The organism is Rickettsiales endosymbiont of Trichoplax sp. H2, from assembly GCF_009690945.1.
Classification (GTDB): Bacteria; Pseudomonadota; Alphaproteobacteria; order Rickettsiales; family Midichloriaceae; genus Aquirickettsia; species Aquirickettsia rohweri.
The window spans coordinates 1-2,114 of sequence record NZ_NPHZ01000019.1; the positions used below are offsets into that span (position 1 = coordinate 1).

At 27.1% G+C, this 2,114-nt stretch carries 3 protein-coding genes; all 3 read left to right on the top strand.

Annotation, left to right across the window (positions count from 1 at the left end):
• Positions 1-540 precede the first annotated feature (540 nt).
• From h2es_RS07520 to h2es_RS07530, 3 genes are read left to right on the top strand one after another with little or no spacing between them, the layout of a single operon-like run.
• The gene (locus h2es_RS07520) at positions 541-849 is read left to right on the top strand and encodes a hypothetical protein (RefSeq protein ID WP_154512832.1); all 309 of its coding nucleotides are present in this window, start codon (positions 541-543) and stop codon (positions 847-849) included.
• The gene (locus tag h2es_RS07525; protein WP_154512835.1) at positions 849-1,166 is read left to right on the top strand and encodes a PI-PLC domain-containing protein; all 318 of its coding nucleotides are present in this window, start codon (positions 849-851) and stop codon (positions 1,164-1,166) included. The genes h2es_RS07520 and h2es_RS07525 overlap by 1 nt, the downstream gene beginning before the upstream one ends.
• A gap of 21 nt (positions 1,167-1,187) precedes the next feature.
• Positions 1,188-1,886 (top strand): hypothetical protein, encoded by a 699-nt coding sequence (locus h2es_RS07530; RefSeq protein ID WP_154512838.1) that lies wholly within the window; start codon positions 1,188-1,190, stop codon positions 1,884-1,886.
• The last annotated feature ends 228 nt before the right edge of the window (positions 1,887-2,114 follow it).

A 2,114-nucleotide genomic window follows, 5' to 3' on the forward strand; every position in this document is an offset into this window, starting at 1 on the left:
TAGTATGCTTTTCTGACTATTATTATTCATAAAGATTTTAAAATTACATATAGCATAGAAATTAACTTATCTATTATTGTATAATAATTCAAGCAGTATCATGATGCACAATAATGACTATGAACAAAGTATAATCTGCTATATTTACTTCATCAATTACTGTATTATCTTTGCATTCTTCAGACCAATATAGATACTGTTTTACTTAATCCCAATTAAAAAATGCTCGATATCCTAGTTTATGGTTTAGCATTTCAGGAGTAAGTTTAATCAATAATAAGTGGTAGTGGCATACTTTTTAGTGCTAACTCAACAAGTGATAAAGTCTATATTTAATACTTTCAAAAGAATATGTAAATAATATAAAGCTGTTAATCATATTTAAATATTTTAAATTTAATTCGTGCTCTTCATTTTATTGCAATAGAGCTGTTACTATAATATAATGCACTTACTGTACTAATATAGAGGTAATATGTCTAAAAATGAACTTTGTATTGAAAATATTGCTGCACCACCTACAGATCTATTTGTAAAAAAATGTTAAAGCAACCCTTAACAGTAGATGAAACTAAACAAGTGTATGATTTTTCGTTGACTTTAACTTATTTACAAGATTATGGATCCACAGTCGATAAAGCTAGTACCGAATATATAGCACAATTTTTTAGCTATTTATGTGAAAGATATGATAATTATCTTTCTTTACCAAACGAATTGAAATCAAGTTTTGATGTTGCTCATTACTCACATGAAAATGCGTTTATGAGTACAGCATATAAAACATCAAACTGTTCGGATAGTTTTATGGATAATTTTATGGGTAATTTTGATGGAGATTGGGTATAATGTTATATGGAGAAAGTTGTGTACCTACATCGCATAACTCTTTTGCCTCTTCTTCTAATGGAATTATAATTTGGCCTCAACAACATTTATCTATTAAAGATCAATTGCAAATTGGAGTTAGGGGATTTATGCTAGATACTCATGCTGATAGTGATAAAAAAGCAATTGTATTAAAACATGGTTCTAGTAACATCAATGGAATAGCTAAACCAATAACTGGTGAAGATATTTTATTTTATGATACATTTAAAGAGTTTACTAATTTTCTTAAAGACCAGCTTAGTAAACAAAAATGTGCTACAATTACTGTTTTATGAGAAAATTATGTACCAAATTCATTGATCTATAGAGTTATTAATAAAGAAGGATTAGCTGATAAATATCTATATAAAATGAATCCAAATTCAGCTAATCTAGATAATATGTGTAATAAAATTGTTCTTTTCACTAGTCATACTAGGGATATAGTTACAGGAATACATCCTCCAGGATATTATAAAGAAAACCATTATAAATATTATGAAAGTACTACGCTTCTACATTACAACATACCTCATTTTTTAAAATATGAAGAATGTGAAGAAAGATTAGAAGGAAGAGCTAAATACGATAATCCTAATATAAACATCTTTTGTTTCAATCATTTTAGTCCAATATCTGCTTTAATAGAAATGAACATATTAGTAAAACCATTATTACATAATTTTTATGAGTTATTGGATCAAGGTCTGGAAATATCAAAAATTCCATATAAAATTACTTTAGCGCAACAAGAATTTTCAAAATCTTATAATTCCTTACAAAGTTTAAGTGCTCATTTGAGTTATTGCAAATCTAGAGACATAAAAGATAAGTTTTATCCCACAATAATTGCTATTGATTTTATAGAAAAAGAGTCAGGTGTTTTCTTATGTTATAAAGATGAGGACTGCTCAGGAGCAAAATGTTATTTTCCATCGGAAGAAAAAGGATTTTTTTCAAAAATTTATGAATACTTTTTTAAATACAATACAACCTATTCTCACGAAGAACTGTAAATACATACTATGATCGATAAAACATAAATTAAAATAAATGTCTCCAATCGATTTAATAGACAGCAAAATCACTTCTTGTAAATCACATAAAAAGCTTTGAAAATAGGAGAGTTATACATAAATTTCTAATAAAAATCGATACAAACAGTTAACAAGTAATATTTTGTGGTCGCTAGGGATAATCAAATTGCTCCACTACTGAATAATTATGCTCATGTCCATGCAGCT